This window comes from Bacillus sp. JJ1127 (assembly GCF_036965845.1).
Classification (GTDB): Bacteria; Bacillota; Bacilli; order Bacillales; family Bacillaceae_G; genus Bacillus_A.
The window spans coordinates 1-3,841 of record NZ_JBALQK010000051.1; the positions used below are offsets into that span (position 1 = coordinate 1).

Below are 3,841 nucleotides of genomic sequence, written 5' to 3' on the forward strand. Positions count from 1 at the left end.
AATATAGTCCCTATAGACATCGTGTTGTTCATGGTATCAACTATTAGCATAATCAACATGGCTAACATATTTAAATACCATAAACCGACTCCTGCAATGGCTAATTCTTTATTAATTTCTTGTTTTTGATATTCGTCTCTTTCACTTATTGTTCCTATAAAATTAGTATACAATTTTTCTTTCCACTTAGTTTTCATAGTTCAATCTTCCTCCCAAAATAAAGTATTTAAATCTGTTTTTAATGCTTTTGCTAATTCAATACATAAAGCTAGAGAAGGATTATATTTATTGTTTTCAATTAAATTTATTGTCTGTCTAGCGACATGAACCTGTTTAGCTAATTCCAGCTGAGAGAGGCCTTCGGATTTTCGATATTTTTTAACATTATTCAAATATAAACCTCCTTTACAATTTATATAAAAAATGTCACATATATATGACATTTTACGTTTGGGAGGATAAAATGTCAAATATATGTGACAAAATTTTTATTCCTTAAAACTTGCTTAAAAGATAAGATGTCATATTTCTAAACATTGGTATTTTTGTTACAATATAAGTGATAGTGTAAAACTTTGTTAGGAGAGCGTAATAACATTGGGAAATGTCGTTCTTTTCTGAAGTTTTATGAAATTATATAATTCTTATACTAAGATATAAAAAGGAGAGAGAATATGTTACCAAATACGGTTCGTACTCCAAACAAGAAGAAGAAATGGATCATTATTGGGGTTATTGCATTAATTGTTGTCGTTGCAGCTATTAATATTTTTGTGATGCAAGGGAAGAAGAAGGGTGAAGTAAAGGCAGATGCTGTTAGCTTCGAAAAAGTAACAGAGCGTAAACTGAATAATACGAAATTGATTTCAGGTCAGGTGAAACCTGGGAATATTGAAAGCTTCTACGCAGATCCAGCAAAAGGAAAAGTGAAGGATATTGCGGTGAAAGAAGGGCAAGAAGTAGAAAAGGGAACAAAATTATTCTCTTATGATAATGAAGAAATCAATTTACAAATAAAGCAAGCTGAGCTGGATCAAAAAATGGCTGCTATGCGTTATGATCAAGGGAAAAAGAAAATAGATTCATTGAAAAAAGAAATTAAGAAAGCGAAAGATAGCGGTGCTGGGAAAGAAGTAACAGACCCAATGGAAGCGCAAGTAAGTGAGCTAGAAATCGGGCAAAAAACAACAGACCTTGAGAAAGAAAAAGGTCAACTACAAGCAGAAGAGTTAAAGAAAAAACAAAAAGAACTTACGATTTATAGTAATTTTGCAGGTGTCGTACAAAAATTAGATAAAGATGCAGCACAAAGTTCATCACAAGCAATGGGTGGACAAGGAAAATCATTTTTACAAATTGCTTCTAAAGACCCATTCCAAATTCAAGGAACGTTAACTGAACTTCAAAAATCACAAATTCAAAAGGATCAAACATTTACTGTAACTGCAAAAGCAAATAGTAAGAAGAAATGGACAGGTAAGATTACAGAAATAAGTGAATTCCCAACCAGTGCAGAGATGGCTCAAGCTGCTGGTGCAGGTGATGGAACACAAAGTATGTCACAGTATACATATAAAGCAAGCCTAGATGGACAAGAAGGTTTATCTCCAGGCTATCATGTATCTTTACAAGTAAATTTAGACAACAAGAATATAATTGCTGTTCCTAGCAAGAGCATTGTAGAAAAAGACGGTGATGCATTTGTATACGTCGAAGACAAAGGAAAGCTTCGTAAACAAAATGTGAAAAAAGGTTCTAATGATGGAGACTGGACAGAAGTTCTTGAAGGCGTAACAGTGGGGCAAAAGGTGGTTAAAAATCCTTCCGACAACGTGTATGACGGAATGGAAGTGAAAGAAAAATGATTACGTTAAATAACATTTATAAAACATATTATCAAGGAAAACTCGCGGTACCAATTTTACATGGTATTAGCTTAACGATTCAAAATGGTGAGTTTGTTTCAATTATGGGACCGTCTGGTTCTGGTAAATCAACGCTTATGAATATTATTGGTTGTTTAGATCGTCCAACAGAAGGCGAATATATGTTGAATGACGTGAATATCTTAACAGCAGATGAAGCAAAACTTGCCCTTATTCGTAATGAATATATCGGCTTTGTATTCCAGCATTTTAATTTATTACCGCGCCTTTCAGCAGTGGAAAACGTTGAGCTACCGCTTATATACGGTGGTGTAAAGAAAGCAGAACGTCGTCAAAGAGCTCTGGAAGCACTTGGGAAGGTTGGCTTGTCGGACAGAGTGCATCACTTGCCAAGCGAGTTATCAGGTGGACAGAAGCAGCGTGTGGCGATCGCGCGTTCCATTGCGAATGATCCAACCTTTATTATGGCCGATGAACCAACTGGTGCCCTTGATACAAAGTCAGGGGAACAAGTTATGGATATTTTTACAAAGTTAAATGCAGAAGGTACAACGATTGTCATGGTTACGCATGAAGAGGAAGTCGCAGCTTACTCTTCGCGCCGAATCGTACTAAGGGACGGGAAAATTACAGAAGATAGAAGGTGTGTGGTATGAGTTTACTAGATAGTATGAAGATTGCCCTATCTTCTATTTTAGCTCATAAACTGCGCTCAGCACTTACGATGCTTGGGATTATTATTGGTGTAGGTTCTATTATTACTGTTGTTGCGATTGGGCAAGGCGGAGAAGCGATGTTAAAGTCGCAAATTGCTGGCTCTGGTAATAATGTGATGCCAATTCACTTTGCTGCGGATATGAATGATCCATACGGAATGGGAGTGAGTGAAAGACCGAAATTAACGGAAGAAGACATCTTTGAAGTGAAAAAAATTCCGGAAATTTCTCATGTCATTACAACAAATAATACGATGGAACCACTCGATATTAATGATAAAAAAGAGATGGTTAATGTTATAGGGCTAGATAGTGAATATTTTGCAGTGAATAAAACGAAAGTAGTAAAAGGTCGCTCACTAAATGAAGCGGATATTTCTCAAGGGAATAACGTGGTCATGATCAGTACGAGTATGGAAGATAAGGTGTTTAAGAAAGAAAATCCCGTTGGTAAAATTATTGAAATGAAAGGCCAACCGATGCAAATTATCGGCGTGTACAAGTCGGATAATGAGTTTATGGGAATGGGTCCTTCAGAAGCATTAATTCCAATTACATTATGGCCAACATTATATGGAAAAGATGAGATTCAAAGTATTTCTGTTCAATCAAAAAATGTAGATAATCTAGAAACTGCAGGTAAAAAGGCTGTTGAGGTTTTAAATAGCCGCAAACCAAGCGATGCTTCTGGTAAGTATGAAATGGTGAATTTAAAAGAATTCCAAGAAGGTGTTTCGAAAGTAACAAACATTATGACAATGATCATCGGCGGTATCGCTGGTATTTCCTTAGTCGTTGGTGGTATTGGCGTTATGAACATTATGCTTGTATCCGTAACAGAGCGTACACGCGAAATTGGGGTACGTAAAGCACTTGGGGCAACGCGCAGTAAAATCTTACTGCAATTCTTAATTGAGGCTGTTATGTTAACGCTTCTTGGCGGATTAATCGGAATTGGTCTTGGTTACGGGGGCGCATATATAGTTTCCACATTTGCGAAATGGCCACCGCTCGTTTCATGGGAAGTTGTTGTTGGCGGCGTGTTATTCTCCATGACGCTCGGCATTATCTTTGGATTAATTCCAGCAAACAAAGCAGCGAAATTAGATCCAATTGAAGCACTTCGTTATGAATAGATTGCTAGTGTAGTAGAGGAATGATTTCTCTACTACACACACATCAATTAAAAAACCGACATAAACCCCCTCTTTTTAGATGGGAAAGAGCATCTGACCATGC

Annotated in this window: 4 protein-coding genes and 1 pseudogene; 3 read left to right on the forward strand and 2 right to left on the reverse strand. The window is 36.5% G+C overall.

Annotated elements, in window-relative coordinates; translation table 11 throughout:
- Together V7183_RS06825 and V7183_RS06830 are read right to left on the reverse strand one after the other, a co-directional pair.
- Positions 1–197, reverse strand: a pseudogene (locus V7183_RS06825) (DUF3278 domain-containing protein); the annotation flags it as partial.
- Between the two features lie 3 nt (positions 198–200).
- Positions 201–392 (reverse strand): helix-turn-helix transcriptional regulator, encoded by a 192-nt coding sequence (locus tag V7183_RS06830; RefSeq protein ID WP_097899202.1) that lies wholly within the window; start codon positions 390–392, stop codon positions 201–203.
- A gap of 282 nt (positions 393–674) precedes the next feature.
- On the opposite strand from V7183_RS06830, the gene V7183_RS06835 reads away from it, so the two are divergent.
- The 3 genes from V7183_RS06835 to V7183_RS06845 are packed head-to-tail and all read left to right on the forward strand — an operon-like array spanning position 675 to position 3,738.
- Positions 675–1,865, forward strand: coding sequence for an efflux RND transporter periplasmic adaptor subunit (locus tag V7183_RS06835; protein WP_335359033.1), 1,191 nt, complete (start codon positions 675–677; stop codon positions 1,863–1,865).
- Positions 1,862–2,542, forward strand: a complete 681-nt coding sequence (locus V7183_RS06840; protein WP_097899200.1) for an ABC transporter ATP-binding protein — start codon at positions 1,862–1,864, stop codon at positions 2,540–2,542. The genes V7183_RS06835 and V7183_RS06840 overlap by 4 nt, the downstream gene beginning before the upstream one ends.
- Complete coding sequence (locus V7183_RS06845) at positions 2,539–3,738, forward strand: ABC transporter permease (protein WP_097899199.1); 1,200 nt, start codon at positions 2,539–2,541, stop codon at positions 3,736–3,738. The genes V7183_RS06840 and V7183_RS06845 overlap by 4 nt, the downstream gene beginning before the upstream one ends.
- The last annotated feature ends 103 nt before the right edge of the window (positions 3,739–3,841 follow it).

Excerpts from the sequence above, each read along its gene's own strand:
- V7183_RS06835 (WP_335359033.1), top strand. The coding sequence starts at position 675 with ATGTTACCAAATACGGTTCGTACTCCAAACAAGAAGAAGAAATGGATC.
- V7183_RS06840 (WP_097899200.1), top strand. The coding sequence starts at position 1,862 with ATGATTACGTTAAATAACATTTATAAAACATATTATCAAGGAAAACTC.
- V7183_RS06845 (WP_097899199.1), top strand. The coding sequence starts at position 2,539 with ATGAGTTTACTAGATAGTATGAAGATTGCCCTATCTTCTATTTTAGCT.